The sequence below is a fragment of the Enterobacter sp. SECR19-1250 genome (assembly GCF_013391025.1).
Taxonomy (GTDB): Bacteria; Pseudomonadota; Gammaproteobacteria; order Enterobacterales; family Enterobacteriaceae; genus Enterobacter; species Enterobacter cloacae.
In genome coordinates this window covers 1-261 of record NZ_JACASJ010000353.1, presented here as the reverse complement: position 1 = coordinate 261, position 261 = coordinate 1, and the positions used below count along the sequence as shown (strand labels likewise).

Sequence of the window (261 nt, the reverse complement as noted above, 5' to 3'; positions counted from 1 at the left end):
ATGGCGCGATGGAAGATGCTCTGTACGAAATCGCCTCCATGCGTCTGTTTGCCCGGTTATCCCTGGATAGCGCCTTGCCTGACCGCACCACCATCATGAATTTCCGCCACCTGCTGGAGCAGCATCAACTGGCCCGCCAATTGTTCAAGACCATCAATCGCTGGCTGGCCGAAGCAGGCGTCATGATGACTCAAGGCACCTTGGTCGATGCCACCATCATTGAGGCACCCAGCTCGACCAAGAACAAAGAGCAGCAACGCG

At 56.7% G+C, this 261-nt stretch carries 1 protein-coding gene; it reads left to right on the top strand.

Translation table 11 applies throughout. The features are described from left to right. Positions 1–261, top strand: a 261-nt coding sequence (locus HX884_RS26940) for a transposase (protein ID WP_178329077.1), incomplete at both ends; no start/stop codon positions are given.